This is a genomic window from Ruegeria sp. BJ5 (assembly GCF_056537865.1).
This window is the reverse complement of the sequence record NZ_JBQFSH010000005.1, coordinates 73,647-95,044: the sequence shown is the minus strand read 5'-3', so window position 1 is coordinate 95,044 and position 21,398 is coordinate 73,647. Positions and strand designations below refer to the sequence as shown.

The 21,398-nt window shown below is 60.4% G+C and carries 27 protein-coding genes; 12 read left to right on the top strand and 15 right to left on the bottom strand.

Going from position 1 to position 21,398, the window contains the following annotated elements; all coding sequences use genetic code 11:
• Positions 1–28: 28 nt before the first annotated feature.
• The 6 genes from hpf to ACR0NY_RS15890 form a co-directional block, all read right to left on the bottom strand.
• Positions 29–592, bottom strand: a complete 564-nt coding sequence (gene hpf, locus ACR0NY_RS15915) for a ribosome hibernation-promoting factor, HPF/YfiA family (RefSeq protein ID WP_170369915.1) — start codon at positions 590–592, stop codon at positions 29–31.
• Between the two features lie 252 nt (positions 593–844).
• The gene (gene lptB, locus ACR0NY_RS15910) at positions 845–1,603 is read right to left on the bottom strand and encodes an LPS export ABC transporter ATP-binding protein (RefSeq protein WP_170369917.1); all 759 of its coding nucleotides are present in this window, start codon (positions 1,601–1,603) and stop codon (positions 845–847) included.
• Complete coding sequence (locus ACR0NY_RS15905; protein WP_367646370.1) at positions 1,603–2,094, bottom strand: LptA/OstA family protein; 492 nt, start codon at positions 2,092–2,094, stop codon at positions 1,603–1,605. The genes lptB and ACR0NY_RS15905 overlap by 1 nt, the downstream gene beginning before the upstream one ends.
• Positions 2,095–2,097: 3 nt before the next feature.
• Positions 2,098–2,697 carry an LPS export ABC transporter periplasmic protein LptC gene (gene lptC / locus ACR0NY_RS15900; protein ID WP_093963640.1) on the bottom strand — a complete coding sequence of 200 codons (600 nt, stop codon included), beginning with the start codon at positions 2,695–2,697 and terminating at the stop codon, positions 2,098–2,100.
• 12 nt (positions 2,698–2,709) lie between these two features.
• Positions 2,710–3,678 (bottom strand): KpsF/GutQ family sugar-phosphate isomerase, encoded by a 969-nt coding sequence (locus ACR0NY_RS15895; RefSeq protein WP_170342439.1) that lies wholly within the window; start codon positions 3,676–3,678, stop codon positions 2,710–2,712.
• On the bottom strand, positions 3,675–4,289 hold the full coding sequence (locus tag ACR0NY_RS15890) for a ribonuclease D (RefSeq protein WP_093963642.1): 615 nt from the start codon (positions 4,287–4,289) through the stop codon (positions 3,675–3,677). Before ACR0NY_RS15890 ends, ACR0NY_RS15895 begins: the two co-directional genes overlap by 4 nt.
• 131 nt (positions 4,290–4,420) lie before the next feature.
• Between ACR0NY_RS15890 and ACR0NY_RS15885 the strand changes: the two genes are divergently transcribed.
• The 8 genes from ACR0NY_RS15885 to ACR0NY_RS15850 all read left to right on the top strand — a co-directional run bounded on the left by ACR0NY_RS15885 (position 4,421) and on the right by ACR0NY_RS15850 (position 11,582).
• Complete coding sequence (locus ACR0NY_RS15885; RefSeq protein ID WP_170342441.1) at positions 4,421–4,675, top strand: metal-sensing transcriptional repressor; 255 nt, start codon at positions 4,421–4,423, stop codon at positions 4,673–4,675.
• Positions 4,675–5,994 carry an MFS transporter gene (locus tag ACR0NY_RS15880; RefSeq protein WP_170342444.1) on the top strand — a complete coding sequence of 440 codons (1,320 nt, stop codon included), beginning with the start codon at positions 4,675–4,677 and terminating at the stop codon, positions 5,992–5,994. Before ACR0NY_RS15885 ends, ACR0NY_RS15880 begins: the two co-directional genes overlap by 1 nt.
• Positions 5,995–6,050: 56 nt before the next feature.
• Positions 6,051–6,479, top strand: coding sequence for an Lrp/AsnC family transcriptional regulator (locus ACR0NY_RS15875; RefSeq protein ID WP_093963783.1), 429 nt, complete (start codon positions 6,051–6,053; stop codon positions 6,477–6,479).
• Positions 6,480–6,551: 72 nt separating this feature from the next.
• A complete protein-coding gene (locus ACR0NY_RS15870; RefSeq protein WP_170342446.1) occupies positions 6,552–7,256 on the top strand; it encodes a transglycosylase SLT domain-containing protein in 705 nt (234 codons plus the stop codon).
• A 63-nt stretch (positions 7,257–7,319) separates the two neighbouring features.
• Positions 7,320–9,347 (top strand): flagellar biosynthesis protein FlhA, encoded by a 2,028-nt coding sequence (flhA, locus tag ACR0NY_RS15865; RefSeq protein ID WP_217354985.1) that lies wholly within the window; start codon positions 7,320–7,322, stop codon positions 9,345–9,347.
• The gene (locus tag ACR0NY_RS15860) at positions 9,344–10,117 is read left to right on the top strand and encodes a flagellar biosynthetic protein FliR (protein ID WP_170369921.1); all 774 of its coding nucleotides are present in this window, start codon (positions 9,344–9,346) and stop codon (positions 10,115–10,117) included. The genes flhA and ACR0NY_RS15860 overlap by 4 nt, the downstream gene beginning before the upstream one ends.
• Positions 10,114–11,199, top strand: coding sequence for a flagellar type III secretion system protein FlhB (flhB, locus tag ACR0NY_RS15855; protein ID WP_170369923.1), 1,086 nt, complete (start codon positions 10,114–10,116; stop codon positions 11,197–11,199). Before ACR0NY_RS15860 ends, flhB begins: the two co-directional genes overlap by 4 nt.
• Positions 11,196–11,582 carry a hypothetical protein gene (locus ACR0NY_RS15850; protein ID WP_170342453.1) on the top strand — a complete coding sequence of 129 codons (387 nt, stop codon included), beginning with the start codon at positions 11,196–11,198 and terminating at the stop codon, positions 11,580–11,582. The genes flhB and ACR0NY_RS15850 overlap by 4 nt, the downstream gene beginning before the upstream one ends.
• 28 nt (positions 11,583–11,610) lie before the next feature.
• Here the strand turns inward: ACR0NY_RS15850 and ACR0NY_RS15845 are convergent, their stop codons facing one another.
• The 9 genes from ACR0NY_RS15845 to ACR0NY_RS15805 are packed head-to-tail and all read right to left on the bottom strand — an operon-like array spanning position 11,611 to position 16,168.
• Complete coding sequence (locus tag ACR0NY_RS15845; protein ID WP_170369925.1) at positions 11,611–12,123, bottom strand: flagellar basal body-associated FliL family protein; 513 nt, start codon at positions 12,121–12,123, stop codon at positions 11,611–11,613.
• Between the two features lie 12 nt (positions 12,124–12,135).
• Complete coding sequence (flgH, locus tag ACR0NY_RS15840; protein WP_170369927.1) at positions 12,136–12,864, bottom strand: flagellar basal body L-ring protein FlgH; 729 nt, start codon at positions 12,862–12,864, stop codon at positions 12,136–12,138.
• A 2-nt stretch (positions 12,865–12,866) separates the two neighbouring features.
• Positions 12,867–13,283 carry a flagellar basal body P-ring formation chaperone FlgA gene (gene flgA, locus ACR0NY_RS15835; protein ID WP_170369929.1) on the bottom strand — a complete coding sequence of 139 codons (417 nt, stop codon included), beginning with the start codon at positions 13,281–13,283 and terminating at the stop codon, positions 12,867–12,869.
• Entirely contained in the window at positions 13,283–14,068 is a 786-nt protein-coding gene (flgG, locus tag ACR0NY_RS15830; protein ID WP_093963652.1) for a flagellar basal-body rod protein FlgG, read from the bottom strand. The genes flgA and flgG overlap by 1 nt, the downstream gene beginning before the upstream one ends.
• A gap of 24 nt (positions 14,069–14,092) precedes the next feature.
• Positions 14,093–14,803, bottom strand: coding sequence for a flagellar hook-basal body complex protein (locus ACR0NY_RS15825; protein ID WP_170342461.1), 711 nt, complete (start codon positions 14,801–14,803; stop codon positions 14,093–14,095).
• Positions 14,803–15,075, bottom strand: coding sequence for a flagellar biosynthetic protein FliQ (locus ACR0NY_RS15820; RefSeq protein WP_093963653.1), 273 nt, complete (start codon positions 15,073–15,075; stop codon positions 14,803–14,805). Before ACR0NY_RS15820 ends, ACR0NY_RS15825 begins: the two co-directional genes overlap by 1 nt.
• A gap of 3 nt (positions 15,076–15,078) precedes the next feature.
• A complete protein-coding gene (gene fliE, locus ACR0NY_RS15815; RefSeq protein WP_170342463.1) occupies positions 15,079–15,369 on the bottom strand; it encodes a flagellar hook-basal body complex protein FliE in 291 nt (96 codons plus the stop codon).
• Between the two features lie 12 nt (positions 15,370–15,381).
• Positions 15,382–15,768, bottom strand: a complete 387-nt coding sequence (gene flgC, locus ACR0NY_RS15810) for a flagellar basal body rod protein FlgC (RefSeq protein WP_170342465.1) — start codon at positions 15,766–15,768, stop codon at positions 15,382–15,384.
• 10 nt (positions 15,769–15,778) lie between these two features.
• Complete coding sequence (locus tag ACR0NY_RS15805) at positions 15,779–16,168, bottom strand: FlgB family protein (protein ID WP_170342467.1); 390 nt, start codon at positions 16,166–16,168, stop codon at positions 15,779–15,781.
• Between the two features lie 87 nt (positions 16,169–16,255).
• Between ACR0NY_RS15805 and ACR0NY_RS15800 the strand changes: the two genes are divergently transcribed.
• The 4 genes from ACR0NY_RS15800 to flgK all read left to right on the top strand — a co-directional run bounded on the left by ACR0NY_RS15800 (position 16,256) and on the right by flgK (position 21,397).
• On the top strand, positions 16,256–17,593 hold the full coding sequence (locus ACR0NY_RS15800) for a FliI/YscN family ATPase (protein WP_170369930.1): 1,338 nt from the start codon (positions 16,256–16,258) through the stop codon (positions 17,591–17,593).
• A gap of 93 nt (positions 17,594–17,686) precedes the next feature.
• Positions 17,687–18,526, top strand: a complete 840-nt coding sequence (locus ACR0NY_RS15795; protein ID WP_170369932.1) for a flagellar motor protein MotB — start codon at positions 17,687–17,689, stop codon at positions 18,524–18,526.
• Positions 18,527–18,623: 97 nt separating this feature from the next.
• Positions 18,624–19,919, top strand: coding sequence for a flagellar hook protein FlgE (locus tag ACR0NY_RS15790; RefSeq protein WP_170369934.1), 1,296 nt, complete (start codon positions 18,624–18,626; stop codon positions 19,917–19,919).
• A 32-nt stretch (positions 19,920–19,951) separates the two neighbouring features.
• Positions 19,952–21,397, top strand: a complete 1,446-nt coding sequence (gene flgK, locus ACR0NY_RS15785) for a flagellar hook-associated protein FlgK (RefSeq protein ID WP_170369936.1) — start codon at positions 19,952–19,954, stop codon at positions 21,395–21,397.
• The last annotated feature ends 1 nt before the right edge of the window (position 21,398 follow it).

The window sequence follows — 21,398 nt, the reverse complement described above, 5'->3', positions numbered from 1 at the left end:
TCCGGGGGCCCCGCCCAATTCTTGCCTGTTACGGATCGATCCAGCCGATATTGCCGTCATCCCGGCGATACACGACGTTCAATCCGTCCTTGTTTTCATTCCTGAACACCAGCACCGGGGCGCCGGCCAATTCCATTTGCATGACAGCTTCGCCGACACTCAACGATGGGATCTTGGTTTCCATCTCAGCCACGATGATGGGCTGCAATGAGTCGGGTTCGTCGGCCACGTCCGATTCGTTCGAGGCGAGGATATAAGATGACGCTCCGAAGAGTTCAACCGGCTGAGCCCGTTCACGATGGTGGTCCTTGAGGCGGCGCTTGTAGCGACGCAGTTGTTTCTCCATCTTTTCGCAGCACGCCTCGAATGCCGCATAGATTTCGGTTGCATGTGCCTTGGCCTGGGCTGTCAGGCCCGTGGACATATGTATGGTGGTTTCGCACACATACTCATGCGCTGAACGGGAAAAGACGACGTTGGCATCCGTCGGTCGCTGAGCATATTTGCTCACGACCTCGCCCAATGCGTCCTGCACGTGTGCCTGCAAGGCTGCACCAATGTCGATCTGTTTGCCGCTGATTTGGTAACGCATGTGATCTCCTTCACAATTCACACCCATTATGACGTCACGTCGGGTGACATGCTTGTTTTTATCGGGTGGGGGGTAGAGACATGTTTCGCGGTTGTCCTCGGTAGGGCCCTTCGGAGAAGGGAGATCGAGATCCAGTCTGGAACCGCGAAAATGCCATGTCCCAATTGAGCCAAGAGGCGGCAGAAGAGTCAATCAAAACAGGAGTGTATATACGCGAATTCTGTCATGCACCTGGCGCAATGACAACTAAGTCTATGAAATCTTGAAGTTTTCACCCAGATACACGCGGCGGACATTTTCGTTTTCCACCACCTCGTCGGGCGATCCGGACATCAGCACCTGGCCGTCGTGCAGGATGTAGGCGCGGTCCACAATTTCCAGCGTTTCCCGCACGTTGTGGTCGGTGATCAGTACGCCGATTCCACGCTTTTTCAGATCCGCCACCAGATGCCGGATATCGCCCACGCTGATCGGGTCGACGCCGGCAAACGGCTCGTCCAGCAGCAGGTATTTGGGGTCGGCGGCCAGACAGCGGGCTATCTCGACGCGACGGCGTTCACCACCCGACAATGCAAGGGCAGGCGCCCGCCGCAAATGCTCGATCGAAAAGTCCGAGAGCAGCTCTTCCAGACGTTCCTTGCGGCGGTGCACATGCTTCACCGCAATGTCGAGCACGGCCGAGATATTGTCCTCGACACTCAAGCCGCGAAAGATCGACATTTCCTGCGGCAGATACCCGATGCCCATGCGCGCCCGGCGATACATCGGCAGCGTGGTCACATTCTGACCGTCCAACGTGACCGTTCCGGCCTCGGGGAACACCAGCCCGGCAACGGAATAGAACGTGGTCGTCTTGCCCGAGCCGTTCGGCCCTAGCAACGCAACGACCTCGGACCGGTCCAGTGTCATCGACACGTCCCGGATCACGGTCTTTTTGCGATAGGATTTGCGCAGTTTCTGAATCTTCAGACCCTGAGACCCTTCGGCAAGGGACAGTTGCGGGCCCGCCATCAATTTCCGCCCTGCTGAAGGATCGTCTTGACCCGCCCCGACATGGTCGCGGTTCCGCTTGTCAGGTTCGCAATCATCTGGTCGCCGCTGATCGTGCTGGGCCCCTGCGTCAGCAGAACGTTGCCCTTCATCACGATCACACCCGAGTCGATGGTGTATTCCGCCCAGTCCCCCTCGGCGGCATCCGGCGGGCTGACAAGCACGACGTTTTCCGACGCCTCCATGCGTTCGATCCCCGACCGATCCTGGTTGTAGATCACCAACACGCGACCGGCGGACAGGCGCATTTCGCCCTGAACGACAATGACGTTGCCAAGAAACTCGGCCGAACCGTCCTCTTGATTGACGTTCAGTGTCTCGGATGTCACTTCGACCGGCAGACTGGGATCGGCCTTCACCGACCCAAAGGCCACCTGCGCTTCCTGCGCGGACGCTGGCACCGAACCCACGGCCAGGGCGAAACAAACGAGGGCGAAACGAAAATCAAACACAGTCTATCTTTCGGCTTTTTTCGGCTCATATAACAGCTTAACGCCATCTGTAAAAAGAATATGGACCGGTCCACCCTCTTTTTCAGCGCCAAATGTCATCCGCCCGGCCGAGAAATTGCCGATTGGCCCCGTTCCCTGCACCTGACCTGGCGTATCGCCCCGGATCTCGTCCAATGAAGTATTCAACAGGTCTGTCGTCACCCGTATACCGTCCGTGGTGGTGATCACCACGTCCCCGGTGAAGGTGGCCGTCGCCTTGTCCGGTCGGATCGACCCCGAGTTGGAATCCAGCGTGATCACCCCACCGTTCAACAGGCCGAACCGGCCACGGAATTCCGTTGCTCTTGGATCGCTGTCGGCAGTTCCCTGGCTGGCCCGTACCGCCTCGACCTGGACATCTTCGCCCTTGCGGGTGGTCCCGCGATAGTTCGGGCGGGTCACAAGCTGCCCCTCAAGCCGTTCGTCGATATCCTGCTGGGTGAACGGACCCGAGACGTTGGTTTCGATACTGCGCGACAGCAGGAATACCGTGGACAGCAGCAGAATCGCCGCCAGCGGCAACAGAACCTTCAGGAACTGCACCATTCGGGAATAGCGGTCCACCTGCGCCTCCTGTCAGCCCAGCCCGACGCGCAGGCAATCGTGAATATGCAGAAGGCCCTGCGCCAATCCCGGCTGTTCGGGGTCGACCACGAACAACGAGGTGATCTTGCGCGCGTTCATGATCGCCACGGCTTCTTCGGCCAGAGAATCCGGTGCGATCGTGGTCGGATTGCGGGTCATGACCTGTGCGGCTGTATTGTCCAGCAGCCCCTCCATGTGGCGCCGCAGGTCGCCGTCGGTGATGATGCCGGCAAGCTTGCCATCCGCGTCCGTCACCCCGACCACGCCAAAGCCTTTCTGGCTGATCTCGATCAACGCGTCGCTCATGGGTGTATCGGCAGAGACCAGCGGCACCGCATCGCCACTGTGCATCAGATCGCGTACGGCGCTCAGCTGCGCGCCCAGTTTGCCGCCCGGATGGAAGGCGCGGAAATCTTCTGGCTTGAAGTCACGATATTTCATCAGTGCAATCGCCAGCGCATCACCCATGGCCAGCGTCAGCGTGGTCGAAATCGACGGCACCATCCCATAACCGCAGGCCTCGCCAAGAGAGGGGATCAGCAAATGAACGTCCGCCTGTTTCATCAACGAGCTTTCGGGCTTGCTGGACAGGCCGATCAACGGAATGCCGAACCGACGAGTGAAGGCCAGTAGATTGGCCAGTTCCGGTGCTTCGCCCGAATTTGAGATCGCCAGAACCACGTCTCCTTTCGACACCATCCCCAGATCGCCGTGACTGGCCTCGGCCGGATGAACGAAATAGGCCGGCGTGCCGGTGCTGGCCAGGGTTGCGGCGATCTTGTGGCCGATGTGTCCCGACTTGCCGATGCCGCTGATGATGATCCGCCCTGTGGCCTGCAGGATCAGCTGAACGGCTTCGGCAAACCGGTCGTCAAGGCTGTCGGCCAAAACATCCAACGCCCGGGCTTCGTCGGTGATTACCTGACGGGCAACCTTCAGAAAGGATTCATTGTCTGTCATGAGTGCGCAAAAATATCCGTTTCAGGCCATCCGGCCAGATCCAGTCTGGCACGCATCGGCAGGAAGTCAAAACAGGCCTGCGCCATTTCGGTGCGCCCTTCACGCTCCAGACGCGCGTTCAAGGCATCACGCAGACGGTGCAGATACAGGACGTCGGAGGCCGCATAATCCAGTTGGGCCTCGGTCAGGGTCTCGGCACCCCAGTCGCTCATCTGTTGCTGTTTCGAGATATCGACGCCCAGCAACTCCTGACACAGGTTCTTGAGACCATGACGATCGGTATAGGTGCGCACAAGGCGGCTGGCGATCTTGGTGCAATACACCGGAGCGGCCAACGCCCCGAAGGCATGATACATTGCGGCAATGTCGAACCGCCCGAAATGAAACAGCTTCAGCACATCCGGGTTTTCCAGCATGGCACTCAGGTTCGGCGCCGAGGTTTGGCCCTTTTCGACCTGCACGATATGGCAATCGCCGTCACCCCCGGACATCTGAATCACGCACAGGCGATCCCGGTGCGGGTTGAGACCCATGGTCTCACAATCAATGGCCACGATCGGGCCCAGATCCAGCCCATCGGGCAGGTCGTTCTTGTACAGATGGTTCGCCACACGTGCTTCCTTCGTTCGGTATCGTCCCCGAAATAGGGTGTTTGGCCTGCAAACTCAACGCCATCCGGACCGATGCCACGATTGATCTCCGGCCGGCTTGATGCATCCCCATGGGGGGATAGGGTTAATACATGACCCCTCACAAGCATTCAACACACCCGCAGATCATCGCGCGCCTGAAACGCGCACATGGGCATCTGGCCAAGGTCATCGCCATGCTGGACGACCAAGAGCCCTGTCCGGATATCGCTCAGCAGCTTTTCGCCGTGGAAAAGGCGATCACGAATGCCAAGCGGACACTGATCCATGATCATGTCGACCATTGCCTGGCTTCGGGCGACGCCGACTCGGTCGACGCCTTCAAGACCATCACCAAGTACCTGTGATGCTGAGCGTTTTGCAAAACCGGGTCTATCGTCACCTGCTTGCGGCGCAAATCGTGGCCTTGACGGGCACCGGTCTTGCCACGGTGGCCCTGGGGCTTCTGGCCTACGATCTGGCCGGAAGCTCTGCGGCCCTGGTTCTGGGTACGGCACTGACGATAAAGATGGTTGCCTATGTTACGGTCGCACCGGTGGCGGCGGCCATTGCGGAACGGCTAAACCGGCGAAAACTGCTTGTGACGCTGGACCTCATCCGCGCCGCAGTGGCGCTGTGCCTGCCGTTCGTGACCGACATCTGGCAGGTCTACGTTCTGATTTTCGTTCTGCAATCTGCCTCAGCCGGGTTCACCCCGGCGTTTCAGGCCACGATACCAGACGTTCTGACCGACCAGCAGGATTATACCAAGGCGCTGTCGCTGTCGCGCCTGGCCTATGATCTGGAAAGTCTGGTGAGCCCGATGCTGGCCGCGTTCCTGCTTATCTTCGTCAGCTTCGACAGCCTGTTTCTGGGGACAAGCCTCGGCTTTGTCGCCTCGGCCTTGTTGGTCATGTCGGTTGCCCTTCCCTCACCCACGCCCGTCCGGCCGCGCGGGATCTTCGACCGCACGACCCGCGGTCTGCGGATCTATCTGGCCACACCACGCCTGCGGGGATTGCTGGCTTTGAGCTGGAGCGCCGCAGCACTCAGCGCGATGGTCTTGGTCAATACCGTCGTCATCGTGCGTGCAAGCCTGGGGCTGTCCGATAGTGCCGTGGCCATCGCGCTGGCCGGATTCGGCGGTGGGTCAATGCTGGCGGCATTTGCCTTGCCGGCGGTATTGCGGCGGTTCGAGGACCGCAAAGTGATGCTGACGGGTGCGACGATTGCCACCGCGGCCATGGCGATTGCTGCGATCCTGTCTGCAGCTGTACCCATGAGCCTTGCCGGGCTGTCCGCAATCTGGGCACTGGTCGGCTTCGGATACTCGGCGACCCTAACCCCATCGGGGCGCCTGCTGACCCGTTCGGCCCATGCCGAAGACCGCCCGGCCGTATTCGCCGCCCAGTTCACCCTGTCGCATGCCTGCTGGTTGGTTCTCTACCCGCTGGCCGGATGGGTCATGACAGCGTTCGGTGCTACCGTAGCAATGGCTTTGTTGACCGTTCTGTCGCTGTGCGGTCTGGTCGGAGCCCTGTTGGCATGGCCTCGCGCCGAGCCGGGCGCGGTCATCCACCAGCATCCGGACCTGCCGATCGACCATCCGCACCTGTCGGGATCGGCAGAGCACGCCCACCCGATCATCATCGACGACCTTCACCCCCGTTACCCGCATCAGCCTTGAGCGCAGGCGCCAAACTGGCATACACCCGAACCATCCCTTCGGAACACGGAGCATCGATGGACCAGCTTGATCGCCGCATCATTGCCGCGCTGCAACACAACGCGCGCGCCTCGACCACCCATATCGCGGCAACGCTCGGGGTGGCCCGGACTACGGTGCATGAACGTATCAGCCGGATGGAGAGAAACGGTGTGATCGCCGGATACTCGGTGATCCTGCGCCAGGCCGAGGACACGCCCAAGGTCCAGGTCGTTGTCCTGCTGGAGGTACAGCAGAAAGAAACCGCCCGCATCATCAAGCGGCTCGAAGCCTATCCAGAGGTCAAGCTGTGCCTGTCGATCAATGGAGAATTCGATCTATTGCTGTCCGCCGAAGCGCCGCGGATCGAGGATCTGGACATTCTGGTTGATGAGCTTGCGGCGATCCCGGGGGTGCTGCGGACCAACACCAGCGTTGTGTTCGGCCGCCGCATCGATCGGGGCTGAGGTCCCGATAACCCTCTGTAAACCCAAAACTGGCTAGCTTGGCCCGGACACAAGAATCCCCGGACCGGCAGAATGCCAGAGCTCAAGTTTTTCATCTCGATCGCCGTTTGGCTGGCCGCCGCCGCGCCTGCTGCCTTGGCATGGTCGGATGGCCCCGCGATTGATGTCTGCGACCGGGCCGCGAGACGGGCGGCAATGGCCGAAGGTGTGCCGCAGGATATCCTGTTGGCCGTCACCCGAACCGAGACCGGGCGCACGATGATGGGTCGCCTGACACCCTGGCCCTGGACCGTCAATGTCGAGGGCAAAGGGTACTGGTTCGCCACCGAAACCGAGGCCAAGGCCTTTGTCTTCGACGTGTTCAAAGCGGGTGCCCGCAGTTTTGATATTGGCTGTTTCCAGATCAACTACCGCTGGCATGGCAAAGCCTTCCGGTCCATAGACGCTATGTTTGATCCGGACCAGAACGCCGCCTACGCGGCGCAGTTCCTGAAGACGCTCCATGCCGAACAGGGTTCGTGGGGGCATGCGGTTGGCGCCTATCACTCGCGCACGCCGGGCCTTGCACAGGCTTATACGGACCGGTTTGAAACCATCCTGGCCAATCTCGACGGCGTACCGTCGGCGCAACCGGGACACACGGGGCGCGATCCGTTTTCACGGGCGGCCGCGCCTTTGATCCCGCCCGGTCGTGGCCGAACCGGGCCGGGCCGCTTGGGCTCATTGGTTCCCGCCTCAGCCGCTGCTGCTGCCTTCATCGCGTTCGATCAGGAGTGACGCGTGCCAAAGCTTGACGCCCGATCCCTGTTTTCACCCACCGTTCTACTGGCGTTGGCCTTGATGACGGTGATCGTCATGATGATCCTGCCAATGCCATCCTGGGTACTGGACATTGGCCTTGCGGCCTCGTTCGCACTGGCCATCCTGATTTTCACCCTGACCCTGTTCATCGAGCGACCTTTGGATTTCTCGTCCTTTCCAACGATACTGCTGGCCTCGCTGATGCTGCGCCTGTCGCTCAACGTGTCGTCGACCAAGCTGATCATCGGGCAGGGTCATACCGGGCCGAACGCCGCCGGTGACGTCATCGAGGGCTTTGCCCAATTCGTCATGAGCGGCAGCATCTTCCTGGGCCTCGTGGTATTCGGTGTGCTGCTGATCGTGAACTTCATGGTGATCACCAAAGGTGCGGCGCGCATGGCCGAAGTCGGGGCCCGCTTTGCCCTTGACGGAATGCCGGGCAAGCAGCTTGCCATCGACAGCGACATGTCTGCCGGCGCCATCGACCATCAGCAAGCCAAGGAACGGCGCGAGCTCGAGCAACAGGAAACCACCTTTTTCGGGTCGCTGGACGGGGCATCCAAATTCGTCAAGGGCGATGCAATTGCAGGGCTGCTGATTACCCTGCTCAACCTGGTGATGGGGTTGATCATGGGGGTGATCGTGCACAGTATGCCGGTCGCCTCGGCGTTTGAAACCTATGCGATCCTGACTGTTGGTGACGGGTTGGTCACGCAGATACCGGCTGTCATCATCTCCATCGCATCCGCCCTGTTGCTGGCCCGCGGTGGCACGCAGGGTGCAACCGACACCGCCTTGTTCTCGCAACTGGGGCGGCATCCGGCTGCGCTGGCAACCGTTGCGATCCTGATGGTGCTGTTTGCGCTGGTGCCCGGGTTGCCTTTTCTGCCGTTCATTCTCGGTGGCGTGATCCTGGGCTATGCGGCCTTCGTTGTTCACAGAAAGCAATCAGCTGCCACAGAGGCGGCACAGATGGCGGCTTCGGACGCCGAGCCCAAGGCATCACAAGGCATCGGCGACGTCCTTGACCTCGACGACATTCACCTCGAATTTGCCCCGGATCTGGTCAGTATGGTGTTGAACCCTGGCACCGGATTGGACGCCCGGATCGCCAACATGCGGACCTACGTGGCGTCGAGCTTTGGATTGATCCTTCCGGAGATCCGACTGACAGACCGGGCCGACTTGCCGACGGGCACTTACGTCATTCGTGTTCAGGGCGTCGAACAGGCCCGGGGGGTGCTTCACCCCGACCTGATCCTGGCGCTGGTGCAGGACGGGCTGGACCTGTTGCCGGAAGGCAATGACGTCACCGAACCCGTCTACGGCGCGCCCGCCCGGTGGATCCTGCCCAAGGATCAAGAGTCCGCCGCGCTGAGCGGCGCAACCATCGTCACCCCGCCCGAGATTCTGGCGACCCATCTGCTGGAAATCATCAAGCAGAACTTCCCGCGCCTGCTGACCCTGAAATCCCTGCGTCGGCTCCTGTCCGAGATGACCCGCCTGAGCGACCCGGTCCGGGCCGAGGCAAACCGAAAGCTGCTGGATGAGCTGATCCCCGACAAGGTTCCGATCGACACCTTGCACGCGGTTTTGCGTCTGCTGCTCGAAGAACGGGTTTCGATCCGCAACATCGCGCTGATCCTGGAGAGCGCCGCCGAAGCGCGGATGACCACGACGCAGCCTGAGGCGATCTGTGAGATCGTGCGCCAGCGACTGGGCTTCCAGCTGGTGGCGGACCTGAAGCGTGGCGACGGCTCGATTCCCCTGATCCAGTTGGCGCCGGAATGGGAGGAGACGTTCTCCACCTACCAGATCGACACTCCGAATGCTGGATTGGATGTGGCGCTGCCCCCCAATCTGTTCAACAAACTGGCCGATGGCGTCGTCACGACGATAACACGCAGCGCGGATCAGGGTGTGTTCCCGGCGTTGGTAACCTCGACGCGGCGGCGCAGGTTGCTGCGTACCATCATGCACGCGCGGGGAATCTCGAATCCAGTCCTGTCGTTCGAGGAAATTGGGCTCGAAGCGCGGCCGGCGCTGGTCGGAACGGTGCCGGCGTGATTGGGCTGCCGCCGGATTTGCTGGCTCAGCTGGGGGGCATCCTGTGGTCCTCGTTTGCGGTTTTTCTCAGGGTTTCAGCGGTGGTTTCCCTGCTGCCAGCCTTCGGGGAGCGCAGCATTCCAACCCGCGTAAAGCTGGGGGTCGCAATGGCATTCACGCTGGTCGTCGCGCCGTCGGTTTCCGTTGCCGAGCCCGACAGTGGCCTGATGCCGCTGGTTCAATTGATACTGACCGAAATCCTGATCGGCCTGACCCTGGGGATCGGGCTTCGGCTACTGGTACTCGCCCTTCAAACCGCCGGGTCGATGGCCGCGCAAGCCACGTCGTTATCGCAGATCCTGGGTGGTGCCGCTGCGGACCCGGCCCCGGCGATGGGTCATTTCTTGACCCTGTCCGGGTTGGCCCTTGCCACACTGATGGGCGTTCACATCCGGGCGGCCCAATTCCTGATCGACAGCTATTCACTATTCCCGGTGGGTGCCGCCCCGATGGCGACCGATCTGTCACGTTGGGGGGTGTCGCAGGTATCGCGCAGCTTTGCATTGGCCTTTGGGCTGGCCATGCCGTTTGTCATTGCATCATTGATCTACAACTTGGCTCTGGGTGTCATCAACCGGGCCATGCCTCAACTGATGGTCGCCTTTGTGGGCGCGCCGGCAATCACCTTTGCCGGATCGTTCCTTTTGTTCGCGGGAACGCCGACCATCCTTGCGGTCTGGTCTGACGTCCTGTTCCAGTACTTGCTTGATCCGATCGGAGCACCGGAATGAGCGGCTCGGACGACGACACCGACAAGTCCTTCGAGGCGACACCGCAGAAACTGCAGAAGGCTCGGGAAAAGGGTGAGGTCGTCAAATCAAATGACCTGTCCGCCGTCGCCGCCTATTCCGGCCTGACAATCGCTCTTTTGGCGGTCGGGCAGTTTTCGACCGAGCATTTGGGATCATCCCTGATGGTCCTGATTGATCAGGCCCCGGAACTGTCACTGTTGTTGTCTGGCAGCGCGGCTGCACCGGTCGGCGGGCTGATGACAAAGGTTGCCGTTTCCGCAGGCATTCTGTTGGCGGTTCCAGCGGCGCTTGTCTTGTTGAATTTGCTGGCGCAGCGCGCCCTGGTGTTTGCCCCAAGCAAGCTGACGCCGAAGACGTCACGCATTTCGATCCCATCCAATGCCAAAAACAAGTTCGGCCGTGCCGGGCTTTTTGAGTTCTTCAAAAGCTTCATCAAGCTGGTGATCTACAGCATATGCCTTGCCGTGTTTTTGAAATCCAACCTGGCGGACATCCTGACCGCTGCAGCCAGCCCCGTACGAGCCTCTATCCCGCTGATGATGAACCTTCTGTTTCGGTTCCTGTTCATCGTCGTCGCCGTCACGCTGGCCATCGGGGTCATCGACTACCTGTGGCAGTATTCCGAGCACATGCGCAAAAATCGAATGTCGCGCAAAGAACTGCAGGACGAGACGAAAGACTCGGAAGGCGATCCGCATGTCAAACAGCAAAGACGCCAGCGCGCGCAAGAAATTGCGACCAACCAGATGATGGCCGAGGTGCCAAAGGCCGATGTGGTCATCGTCAATCCCACCCATTTTGCGGTGGCATTGAAATGGACCCGCGCCCGTGGAACAGCACCCGTCTGCGTCGCAAAGGGCGTTGACGAAGTTGCCGCGACAATCCGCCGAACGGCGATGGAGTCAGGAGTTCCGATTCACTCGGATCCGCCGACGGCGCGGGCCCTGCATGCGACCGTCGAGATCGGAAAGGAGATAACGGAAGACCTGTATCGCCCGGTCGCTGCGGCCATCCGATTTGCCGAAGCCATGCGAAAACGCGCGAAGGGAGCGTTCGGATGACGCGCGCGAAGCTAAGGGATCTAGCGGCGGTCACGGCGGCTTCTTTCGAACGAGAGTTTCAGAAACTGAAACCGATACTTGAGGCCGAAAGCCGCATTCAGGCACAGATCAGCGCGCTGAACGCTCAGGTCGCCCAAACGGCGTCGGACGCCGCGCAAACCCCTGGGTACCAGATCGCCGGCGCGGACGTCTTGTGGCACGGATGGGAGTCCAGAACCCGGCGTGACCTCAACACTGATTTGGCTCGGGTCAGATCCCGGAAACTGGCTATGATGGAGGACCTTCGCCGAGCATTCGGCCGCAAGCAGGCGGTTGAGTCGTTGCAGCGCGATCAAGAAACCGCGCTGCGCATTGCACGCGCCAGGAAACTGATGAATCAGTAAAACGAAAGCCAAAGCCCGCCCTCTGGCGTTAGGTGTCCTGGCGGCTCACGCTCATGATCAAAACACGAGACACGTCATCGCCAAGGTTCTTTCGGGCAACCTCCAACAGGGACTTTCGCAGCACCTCGAGATTGTCCGATTGCGTGAATTCGCCGTCGAACCCACCAATATTCGCGTGATCAAACAGAACTTGAAGAAACCCGTCCCGCAGTTTCGGTTCGATTTCGTAGAACTCCTCCGAGATGCCCGGCCGGGTTTCCAGGCTCAGCGACATGGTCACAAGAGCAGAGATTTCGTTTTTTTCGACGACCGGAACGACGAACTGTTTGGTCAACTTGAGATACTCATAGGGACCGGCCTTGCCGGATGTCTCACTGTGGCCGGAGGTTTTATTCGCCTTGTCTGTTGTCTCCTCGGCGTGGCGCTCCGGCGCTTTGGCATCGGCCTCGGTATCCGCTGATCCCGGTGTCAAAAAAAGCCCAGCCGCAGCACCGGCCCCGAGGCCTGCAACCGAAAAGAGAACGGGGAGCAGTTTCTTCATCATTTGAACACCTTAGAACGGCAACAGCGCGTCCAGCACCTGTTGCCCGTATCGTGGCTGCTGAACATCCGTGATCTGGCCGCGGCCGCCATAGGACACCCGTGCAGACGCGATCTTGTCATAGGTAATCTCGTTCTGGCGCGAGATGTCCTGCGGACGCACATAACCAGACACCAGCAACTCGCGAAGTTCGAAATTCACCCTCAGTTCCTGTGTTCCTGAAATCGACAGGACGCCGTTCGGCAGGACATCGATCACTGTTGCGGCGACGCGCAGCGTCAGCTTTTCCTTGCGTTTCACCGACCCCTTGCCCTTGCTGACCGACGCGGAATCGATCGAAACCGCCTCGTCCAGTGACGCACCATCTGGCAGGTGCTTCGCTGCGCGCTGGGGTAATCCCAAGAGGCCGGGAACCTTGAGATCTTCCGAGCTGCCGCGCGACCGGTTTGTATCGTTCGAGATTTCTGCCTTTTCATCCAGCTCGATCACGACAGTCAGAATATCGCCCTTCTTGATGGCGCGCTGATCGCCCAGCAGAGACTGCTGACCCCCACTCCACAGAGACGCGCGGTCCACCGCGCGCTGGGATTGAGTGTGCAACGGCAAACCCGGCCACAACATCGCCACGTGTTCCGGAGTTTCCGTAGTTGGCGACAGGCTGGGCGGTTTGCCCAGATGGTCCAAACGCCCGCAGGCGGAAAGGGACAGGATGGCCAGCAACAGGGATCTGGACAGTTTCATGATCAAAACACCTCGATTTGGCCGTCGGGACGGATTTTTCCGGTTACCGTCGTTCGTGACGACAGGTTCATGACGCGGATGCGATCTCCGGCGGCTCCGCGGCCCAGCGCACGCCCTTCGACCGCGATGGACAGTCCACCTTTCACGAAGACAAGCGTCACCAGATCGTTTCGATCGACCAGAGCGGGAGGGCCGACACTTGCCTTCAGAATTGGCCGACCGGGATACAAAGCGGTTTTGGCTTCCTTCCCGATCAGGTCTGCAGGATCATTTACCGCGCCGGGCGCCTCACCGGATTTCACCTGAAGATCAGCGGATTCAATGATCTCCTTGGCCCGGATCGTTCTGGTCGGCACGACTATGTCAGCGAAGGCGGCAACCGGAAGAAGCCACAGGGATATGAAGCCCACGACCCGCATCAGCGTACCTGTGTCGTCGCGCCCATCATCTGGTCGACGGCCGAAATCACCTTGGCATTCATTTCATAAGCGCGCTGCGCCTCGATCAGATCGGTCACCTCACGTACCGCATCAACCGAGCTGTCTTCCAAATAGCCTTGACGCAGCATTCCGAGCCCGTCCTCGCCTGGGGTACCCACGATCGGTGCGCCTGAAGCCTCGGTTTCCTTGAACAGGTTGCTGCCGATGGCCTCGAGGCCCTTGGCATTGGAAAAGCTGGCCAGCGTGAATTCCCCCAGCAGTTGCCCTTCCGCGGTGTCGTCAAAATAGGCGTAGACCTCGCCGGACGCGTTGATGGAAATCGACCGCGCGTCGTCCGGGATAGTGATTTCGGGGGCGACCGCAAACCCGTCCGACGTGACGATGAGGCCTTCGGCCGATCGCTTCAGACTGCCGTCACGGGTATAGGCCGACTGACCGTTTGGCAGCACCACCTCGAGATACCCGCGCCCTTCGATCGCAATGTCCAGGTCACTGCCCGTCGCGGACAACGCGCCTTGGGCCAACTCGACGGTCACGGCTGCAGGACGAACACCCAGACCAAGCTGTATTCCCGTCGGCAGGACAGTCCCGTCCGCGGCGTTCACCGTGCCGGCGCGAGCCATCTGCTGATAGTGCAGATCCGCAAATTCAGCCCGCCGGGCGTTGTAGCCCGTGGTCGACATGTTCGCCAGGTTGTTCGAGATCGTCTCGACCCGCATTTGTTGCGCCGCCATTCCGGTCGCGGCAATTTTCAGGGCTCGCATTTCGGTTTCTCCTGCAGTTTCAGATCAGCGCATCAAGGTCTTCAAGGCGCCGCGGACCCTTTCATCTTCGGCGTCCAGAAAACTCTGACCCAGCTCGTAGGCACGCTGGATTTCGATCAGCCGGGCCACTTGGCCGATGGCATTGACGTTCGAACCCTCCAGAAACCGGTTGAGAACCACCGGCTGCTCGACCGGCTCGACCTCGCCTTCCGGTTTGAACAGGGTACTGCCTTCCCGCACCAACTCGGTGCCTTCCGCGGGCTGAATCACCCCGATCTGCCCCAAAACCTGCCCATTCACGCTGAGCGTCCCGTCGCCGCCCACATCAATGGTTGCTGCGTCCGGTGGAATGAAGACTGGGGCCCCGTTGCTGTCCAGTACGCGGTGCCCATCCATCGTAACCAGATCGCCATTGGCGTCCGGTGAAAAGCTGCCCGCCCGGGTCAGACGGTTGCCGGACGGAGTTTCAACCAAGAAAAATCCACTGCCTTCGATTGCAAAATCGAATTGCCCACCGGTTTCCGTCAGCACGCCTTGCGTAAAAGACGTGTTGCGTGCCTGAGCACGGCTCATGGACAGAGAGGGGCTGCCGGGAAGGTCCCGCACAAACTCGGAAAACACCAAACCCTGCTGGCGGTAACCCGTCGTGTGCGCATTGGCGATATTGTTCGCGACCAGACGCATTTCGTTCATCAGCCCGGTTTGACGGGACAAGGTGACGTAGGCTGTATCCATCAGCGGCCTCCTGCAATCAGCGGAACCAGTGTCGAGGTGAAGAATGTGACCAGCGTCTGCGTCATGAACCCCATCGAGACCCAGAACACGATGACGATGGCCACCAACTTGGGAACGAAGGTCAGGGTCATCTCTTGGATGGACGTCAAGGCCTGGAACAGGCCCACGGCCAAACCCGTGACCAGCGCAACCGTCAGAATCGGAACTGACGTGATCACGGCAATCCACAGGGCCTGACGCACGACGTCATAGAACAGACCTTCGCTGAGCATCGTTCAGACCGGCATCCGCAGAATTTCCTGGTAGGCCTCAACGACCTTGTTGCGCACGACAACCGCTGTTTCGACAGCAAGTTCGGTCTGGGCCAGTGCCTGCACGAGGGCATGTGGGTCGGCTTGGCCAATCATGGCGGCATTGGCGACCTCTTCGCTGTGTTTCAGGGTTGCCGCAAAGTCCTGAAAGGTTGCGCGCAGCCCTTGTGCAGCGCCACTTGTTCCCGGATCCGCTTGGGTGGCCGGGCGGGCATGCGCATAGCTCTGAGCCGCGGTGATCGATCGGGTATCCATTCTGGCTTTCCTTTATTTTCTCAACAATTCCATGAGGCTGGCCGACATCTTCCGGGTCTGGTCGAACATTTTGAGGTTTGCTTCGTAACTGCGTTGCGCTTCACGCGCGTCGGCGATCTCGACCATCAGATCGACATTGGACCCTAAGTAATACCCGCTGGCATCCGCCATCGGGTGACTGGGATCATAGATCCGGGGCAACGCCCGCCGGTCCAGCCTGACCCGACCGGCCAGAACCAATTCAGTGCCGTCTTTTTGCACCGTCTCGAAAGGAACCGATTTGCGCCGGTAACCCGGAGTGTCCGCATTCGAGATGTTTTCCGAAACATGGCGCAGGCGCGCGGCTTCCGCCCGCAGCGCGCTGGCGGTGACGGCCAGGGATTTGGAGAAATCGCTCATGACGGTCTCCTCACGCCTTGCCCAGACCGGTGCGCAGGATCCCGATCGAGGATTTGTAGATGGCCAGCGCGCGGTCATGCTGTCGCTTGACCTCGACCGCATTCAGCATTTCTTCTTCAAGCGAAACCCCATTGCCATTGGGATCGACTGCGCCGCCGCGCATATGTTCGGCCAAAGTCATGCCGCCCGGCCCGACACCGTTCAAATGCCCTTCGCGGGTCGCGCTCATTGCGCTGGTGGCACTGGATTTCTCAAAGGCTTCCGCGAAAGGCTCAATATCGCGAGCCCGGTAGCCGGGCGTATCCGCGTTGGCCATGTTGCGCGAGATGACGGCCTGCCGTTGTCCGGCGTGGGTTGCCAAGGCGTACGCAACTGTAAAGACGTTCAGGTCCGAGAACATCGGGGCTTCTCCCTCGATCAATTTCAATCAAGGCTTAACCCCGATTCCTTTAGAAACCGTTTTCAGAAACCAATTGGAGCCGACGCCATGTCCGACCTCGATCCCTCGATTCTGAAGTACCAGTTCGATCGACTTTCTCCGGTGCGGCACATGGGTCTGGTCGCGGGTGTTTCCGGTGGGGTGATCGAGGTCGAAGGGCTGGCAGAACAAGCGCGCATCGGCGACCATCTGATTTTGCAGCGACGCGACGACCAACCGTTGGCCGGCGAAGTGTTGCAGGTCGAGGCCGGCGCTGTTCACATGCTGCCTGGCGCAGCCCCTGACGGCGTGCGCCTGGGGGACCGGGTCTATCTTGAGCCGACTCCGGTTTTTGCACCCGGTTTGCATTGGCTTGGTCGCGTGGTCGATCCGTTCGGCAAACCGCTGGACGGCAAACCGCTTCTGCCCGGGACGCAGGCCCGCAACGTGATGTCCGCGCCCCCCCGGGCCGTCGACCGCAAACCGCTGGGGGACCGTATGCCCACCGGGTTGGCGATTTTGAACACCCTGCTTCCGATCGTCCAGGGGCAGCGCGTCGGCCTTTTTGCGGGGTCGGGTGTGGGAAAATCAAGTTTGCTGGCAACGCTGGCCAGATCCATGCAAGCCGATGCAGTGGTCGTCGCGCTGGTGGGCGAACGCGGGCGCGAAGTGAATGAATTCGTCGAGACCGCGTTGGGCGCCGAAGGTATGGGGCGCTCGATCGTGGTTGCGGCCACGTCCGACCAATCAGCTCTGGCCCGCCGGCGCTGCGCCTGGTCTGCGATGACAGCGGCCGAGTTTTTGCGGGATCAGGGTCTGAGCGTTCTGTTCCTGTGCGACTCTGTCACCCGGTTCGCCGAGGCGCATCGCGAGATCGCCGTCGCCATGGGTGAGGCCCCGTCCCTGCGGGGTTTTCCGCCTTCGGTTACACCGATGATCGCCGGCCTTTGTGAACGCGCCGGCCCGGGAACCGCCGATCAGGGCGACATCACCGCCGTGTTCAGCGTTCTGGTCGCGGGTTCGGACATGGATGAACCGGTGGCCGACATCCTGCGCGGCGTTCTTGACGGGCATATCGTGCTAAGTCGCGAGATCGCCGAGCGAGGGCGCTTTCCAGCCATCGCGCTCAGCCGTTCGGTCTCGCGCTCTTTACCGGCTGCGGCGACACCCGAGGAAAACAAGCTGATCACCGAAGCCCGCCGGTTGGTCGGAAGCTACGAGCAGTCCGAAGTGATGATCAAGGCGGGTCTGTACACGCCGGGCACGGACCCGCTCCTGGATCAGGCGGTTCGCATCCATGACGAGCTTGATGGCTTTTTCGGCAAACTCGATCCGGACGGAGTCCAGAACAGTTTCAACCGCCTTTCGGTCATCCTGCGCCGGGCCAACGCCGGGATGGTCCAATGATGGGTCGGCAAAGGTCTGAACAGTTTTAGATATTAAGCCGCCCTTAATCCCCGCGCTGTTAATCCAATGGGTGGGTGAAAAAGGGTGGTTTAGATGGGTGCGCAATCAAATGCGGCGCCGATCATCATCAAGAAGAAGCGCGTTTCGGGTGGCGATGGCCATCACGGCGGCGCCTGGAAGGTCGCGTATGCGGACTTCGTGACGGCCATGATGGCGTTCTTCATGTTGATGTGGCTGCTGAACGCAACGACAGAAAAGCAACGCAAGGGTTTGGCGGACTACTTCTCTCCGACAATTCCGATCAATCCCGTTTCCGGCGGGGGCGACGGGGCCTTTGGCGGCGACAATATGTTCTCGGAGAAAACCATGGTGATGGACGGCTCGGGAGCGACGAACAAGAACCCGACCGAGGCCAAACGCGCACGGGGTTCGACCGGTGTAGATGCCGATGGCGGGGGACGCGGCGCGTTCGAAGACTTCTCGTCTCTCGAGGCGCGGCTGCTGGGGCGGTCCGGCGAAAGCATGGTGTCCAAAAAGGCCTTGAAGCATATTGTCACTCGAGTGACGGACGAGGGTCTGATCGTTGAGCTGTTCGATACCGAAGATGAGCCGCTGTTCGAGAGAGGTTCCGATTCTCCGACCCAGATGATGCGTGCACTGGTGCTGCTGGTTGCACGTTCATCGGACATGGTGACGAATTCCATCTCGGTCGAGGGTCACGTTCATTCCTCTCCGGTGGTTCTGGCCCGAAATCCGTCGTGGGACCTGTCGACTTCGCGCGCGCAGGTGGTACGGCAGATGCTTCAGGACAAGGGAGTCGGCGCCAAGCGGCTTGAACGGGTCACGGGTCATGCCGATCGCAAGCTGGCGGTGAAAAACCCGATGGCGGCCCGCAACAACCGGATCGAGATCGTGTTTCTGCGCAATCCCTGAGATCGGTGGATATCTGGCATTTTACTTGTTAGCGCGCTGTTAAGGCCCAACGCGTTAGCTGTTGCGGGAACGATTGACGCAACAGAAGGGCGTGCCGATGACAATTTCCTCTTCGCTGAATGCCGGTGTGGCCAGCCTGAAGGCCAACGCGAACAGGTTGGCGACCATATCGGACAATATCGCCAACTCTTCGACCTACGGCTACAAGCGGGTTGAGACGGATTTTCATTCGATGGTGACGTCGGGCCAGGGCGGAAGCTATTCGGCGGGCGGCGTCCGGACCACCAGTCAACGTCTGATCGATCAGCGCGGCTCGCTGGTTACCACCAACAACTCAACCGACCTGGCCGTGCGCGGCCGGGGCATGCTGCCGGTTCGCCCAAGTTCCCAGATCGGCACCGATTCAAACGAAATGCTTCTGACCACCACCGGATCCTTCCGAACCAATGCGGAAGGATATCTGGTTACCGAGTCCGGACTTGTGCTGCTGGGCTGGCCCGCCAACGCCGATGGGTCCATTCCCAACGTTTCGCGCGACACACCCGCAGCGTTGCAGCCGGTTCAACTCAGCGTCAATCAACTGTCCGGCTCGCCGACCACCGCGATGAATCTGCGCATGAACCTGCCCGCCACGGCCACCGATACCGGCGCACCTGGTGACACGCAGCCCTTGTCCGTCGAATATTTCGACAATTTGGGCAAACCCGAGAATGTCGATATCGAACTTATCCCGACGGTGCCGGCCACCGGGTCCAGCAACGAATGGACGATGATCTTGCGCGATTCCGCTTCGGGCGGAACCGTGATCGGTGAATATACGCTGACATTTACGGACAGCAGAACGGCAGGTGGTACCCTTGCCAGTGTGACCACCGTGTCCGGCGGCACATATGATCCGACCACGGGCAGCTTTGTCGTCAACGTCGCCGGCGGCCCGATGGAGGTCAATATCGGCCTGGTCGGTGACAGCGATGGAATCACTCAACTTTCTGATACGTTTGCGCCGGTTTCGATCACTCGGGACGGATCCGCAGTCGGAACCATGTCCAGCGTTCAGGTCGATGAAAACGGATACGTCTACGCGCTGTATGACACGGGTGTCACCCGTCGGATGTATCAGATACCGTTGGCGGACGTCCCCAACCCGAATGGACTGACCGCACTCGACAGCCAGACATATGCGCCGTCACGCGACAGTGGAACTTATTTCCTGTGGGATGCCGGCGAAGGTCCGACGGGTGAATTGATTTCCTTTGCGCGCGAAGAATCGACGACCGACGTTGCGACTGAACTGACGTCGATGATCCAAACACAGCGCGCCTATTCGTCAAGCGCAAAGGTGATCCAGACAGTCGACGAGATGTTGCAGGAAACAACCAACATCAAGCGCTGATCTGAACCTGCAAAGCGGAAAGGAGCGGCCTCATGAGCATGTCAACGGCCCTGAATAACGCGCTGGGTGGGCTGGGCGCGGCCAGCCACGGCGCCGCCGTCGTCTCGGGCAACATAGCCAATGCGCTGACGCCCGGCTACGCCAAGCGGACCTTGGAGCTGACCACCAACTCTATTTCCGGCAACGGCGTCAGGGTCGTGGGAATCACCCGCCATCAAGACCCTGTTCTGATGGCGAACCTGCGCGCGGCAACAGCGGATAACGCGGCGGCCTCGGCAATCTCTGAATTTTACTCGCAATTCGAAGCATTGGTCGGTACCCCCGATGACGGCAGATCGATCGCGGTATCTTTGGGCGCATTCGAGAACAGCTTGATCACGGCCGCAAGCAATCCCGGCTCGGTCGAGCGTCTAGATCTGGCGGCGCGCGCAGCTGGGGATCTGGTTGCCGATCTGAATACGGCGTCCGACGGCCTCAGCAAGATGCGTTCTGACGCGGACCGAGCAATCGGGACGTATGTCGAAACACTGAATACGACCCTGAAAGATATCGAAGCATTGAATGCCAAGATCTCGGCTGTTGAGAACGCAGGCGGCGATGTCAATGGGTTGCTGGATCAACGCCAGGTTCTCATTGACCAAGTCAACCAGCTGGTTCCAGTCAATGTCGTGGCGCGCGACAACAACCGCGTCTCACTGTTTTCCGACGGTGGGCTGATACTTCTGGAAGGATCAGCCGCAGAGTTCGCGTTCTCGGTCACCGGTGATACCAAACCGCACATGACCGCGGGAAACGGGCTGCTGTCCGGGCTCGAACTCAATGGACGGCCAGTCCGCACATCCGGTGATTCCGCACAAATCCGCGGCGGCGCTCTGGCAGCCCAGTTTGACATTCGCGACGTGTTGGCCATCGACGCGCATGAGGACCTCGACGCAGTCGCGCGCGATCTGATCGAACGGTTCGAAACTGCCGGCCTGGACCCGACCGCGATGCCGACTGATCTGGGCTTGTTCACCGATGCCGGTGCCCGTTTCGATGCCACGGCGCCGGCGGGGCTCGCGTCCCGTCTTGAGCTCAACCCGATTGTCGATCCTGATGCCGGCGGCGACAGTTGGAAACTGCGCGCGGGGTTGGGGGCCGTTGCACCCAACGACCCCGGCGAGGCAACCCAGCTGCAGGCTTTTGGCGCCGTATTGACCACGCCACGCCCTGCCCCGGCTTTCGGCACTGGGACCCTGCGGGCCAGTGAGGTGTCGGCGGCGCTTTTGTCCAAAGCAGGCACAGCTGCCCATACCGCTCTGTCGCGCCAAAGCTACGCAGCCAACGCGCAACTCCAAATGGAGCAGTTAGTGGCCGAGCAGGGCGTGGACAGTGACACCGAATTGCAGCGCATGATGCAGATTGAACAGGCCTATGCCGCCAATGCGCGGATCATCACTGTTGTCGACGAATTGATGGATTTGCTGCTGAGGATGTAAC

Excerpts from the sequence above, each read along its gene's own strand:
- lptB (WP_170369917.1), bottom strand. The coding sequence starts at position 1,603 with ATGGCGGGCCCGCAACTGTCCCTTGCCGAAGGGTCTCAGGGTCTGAAG.
- flhA (WP_217354985.1), top strand. The coding sequence starts at position 7,320 with ATGACGGTGATCGTCATGATGATCCTGCCAATGCCATCCTGGGTACTG.
- ACR0NY_RS15885 (WP_170342441.1), top strand. The coding sequence starts at position 4,421 with ATGACCCCTCACAAGCATTCAACACACCCGCAGATCATCGCGCGCCTG.
- ACR0NY_RS15795 (WP_170369932.1), top strand. The coding sequence starts at position 17,687 with ATGGGTGCGCAATCAAATGCGGCGCCGATCATCATCAAGAAGAAGCGC.
- ACR0NY_RS15790 (WP_170369934.1), top strand. The coding sequence starts at position 18,624 with ATGACAATTTCCTCTTCGCTGAATGCCGGTGTGGCCAGCCTGAAGGCC.
- ACR0NY_RS15870 (WP_170342446.1), top strand. The coding sequence starts at position 6,552 with ATGCCAGAGCTCAAGTTTTTCATCTCGATCGCCGTTTGGCTGGCCGCC.
- ACR0NY_RS15880 (WP_170342444.1), top strand. The coding sequence starts at position 4,675 with ATGCTGAGCGTTTTGCAAAACCGGGTCTATCGTCACCTGCTTGCGGCG.
- fliE (WP_170342463.1), bottom strand. The coding sequence starts at position 15,369 with ATGGATACCCGATCGATCACCGCGGCTCAGAGCTATGCGCATGCCCGC.
- ACR0NY_RS15805 (WP_170342467.1), bottom strand. The coding sequence starts at position 16,168 with ATGTTCTCGGACCTGAACGTCTTTACAGTTGCGTACGCCTTGGCAACC.
- ACR0NY_RS15895 (WP_170342439.1), bottom strand. The coding sequence starts at position 3,678 with ATGACAGACAATGAATCCTTTCTGAAGGTTGCCCGTCAGGTAATCACC.
- flgC (WP_170342465.1), bottom strand. The coding sequence starts at position 15,768 with ATGAGCGATTTCTCCAAATCCCTGGCCGTCACCGCCAGCGCGCTGCGG.
- flgH (WP_170369927.1), bottom strand. The coding sequence starts at position 12,864 with ATGAAACTGTCCAGATCCCTGTTGCTGGCCATCCTGTCCCTTTCCGCC.
- ACR0NY_RS15825 (WP_170342461.1), bottom strand. The coding sequence starts at position 14,803 with ATGGATACAGCCTACGTCACCTTGTCCCGTCAAACCGGGCTGATGAAC.
- ACR0NY_RS15820 (WP_093963653.1), bottom strand. The coding sequence starts at position 15,075 with ATGCTCAGCGAAGGTCTGTTCTATGACGTCGTGCGTCAGGCCCTGTGG.
- hpf (WP_170369915.1), bottom strand. The coding sequence starts at position 592 with ATGCGTTACCAAATCAGCGGCAAACAGATCGACATTGGTGCAGCCTTG.
- flgA (WP_170369929.1), bottom strand. The coding sequence starts at position 13,283 with ATGCGGGTCGTGGGCTTCATATCCCTGTGGCTTCTTCCGGTTGCCGCC.
- ACR0NY_RS15850 (WP_170342453.1), top strand. The coding sequence starts at position 11,196 with ATGACGCGCGCGAAGCTAAGGGATCTAGCGGCGGTCACGGCGGCTTCT.
- flgK (WP_170369936.1), top strand. The coding sequence starts at position 19,952 with ATGAGCATGTCAACGGCCCTGAATAACGCGCTGGGTGGGCTGGGCGCG.
- flgG (WP_093963652.1), bottom strand. The coding sequence starts at position 14,068 with ATGCGAGCCCTGAAAATTGCCGCGACCGGAATGGCGGCGCAACAAATG.
- ACR0NY_RS15875 (WP_093963783.1), top strand. The coding sequence starts at position 6,051 with ATGGACCAGCTTGATCGCCGCATCATTGCCGCGCTGCAACACAACGCG.
- flhB (WP_170369923.1), top strand. The coding sequence starts at position 10,114 with ATGAGCGGCTCGGACGACGACACCGACAAGTCCTTCGAGGCGACACCG.
- ACR0NY_RS15845 (WP_170369925.1), bottom strand. The coding sequence starts at position 12,123 with ATGAAGAAACTGCTCCCCGTTCTCTTTTCGGTTGCAGGCCTCGGGGCC.
- ACR0NY_RS15800 (WP_170369930.1), top strand. The coding sequence starts at position 16,256 with ATGTCCGACCTCGATCCCTCGATTCTGAAGTACCAGTTCGATCGACTT.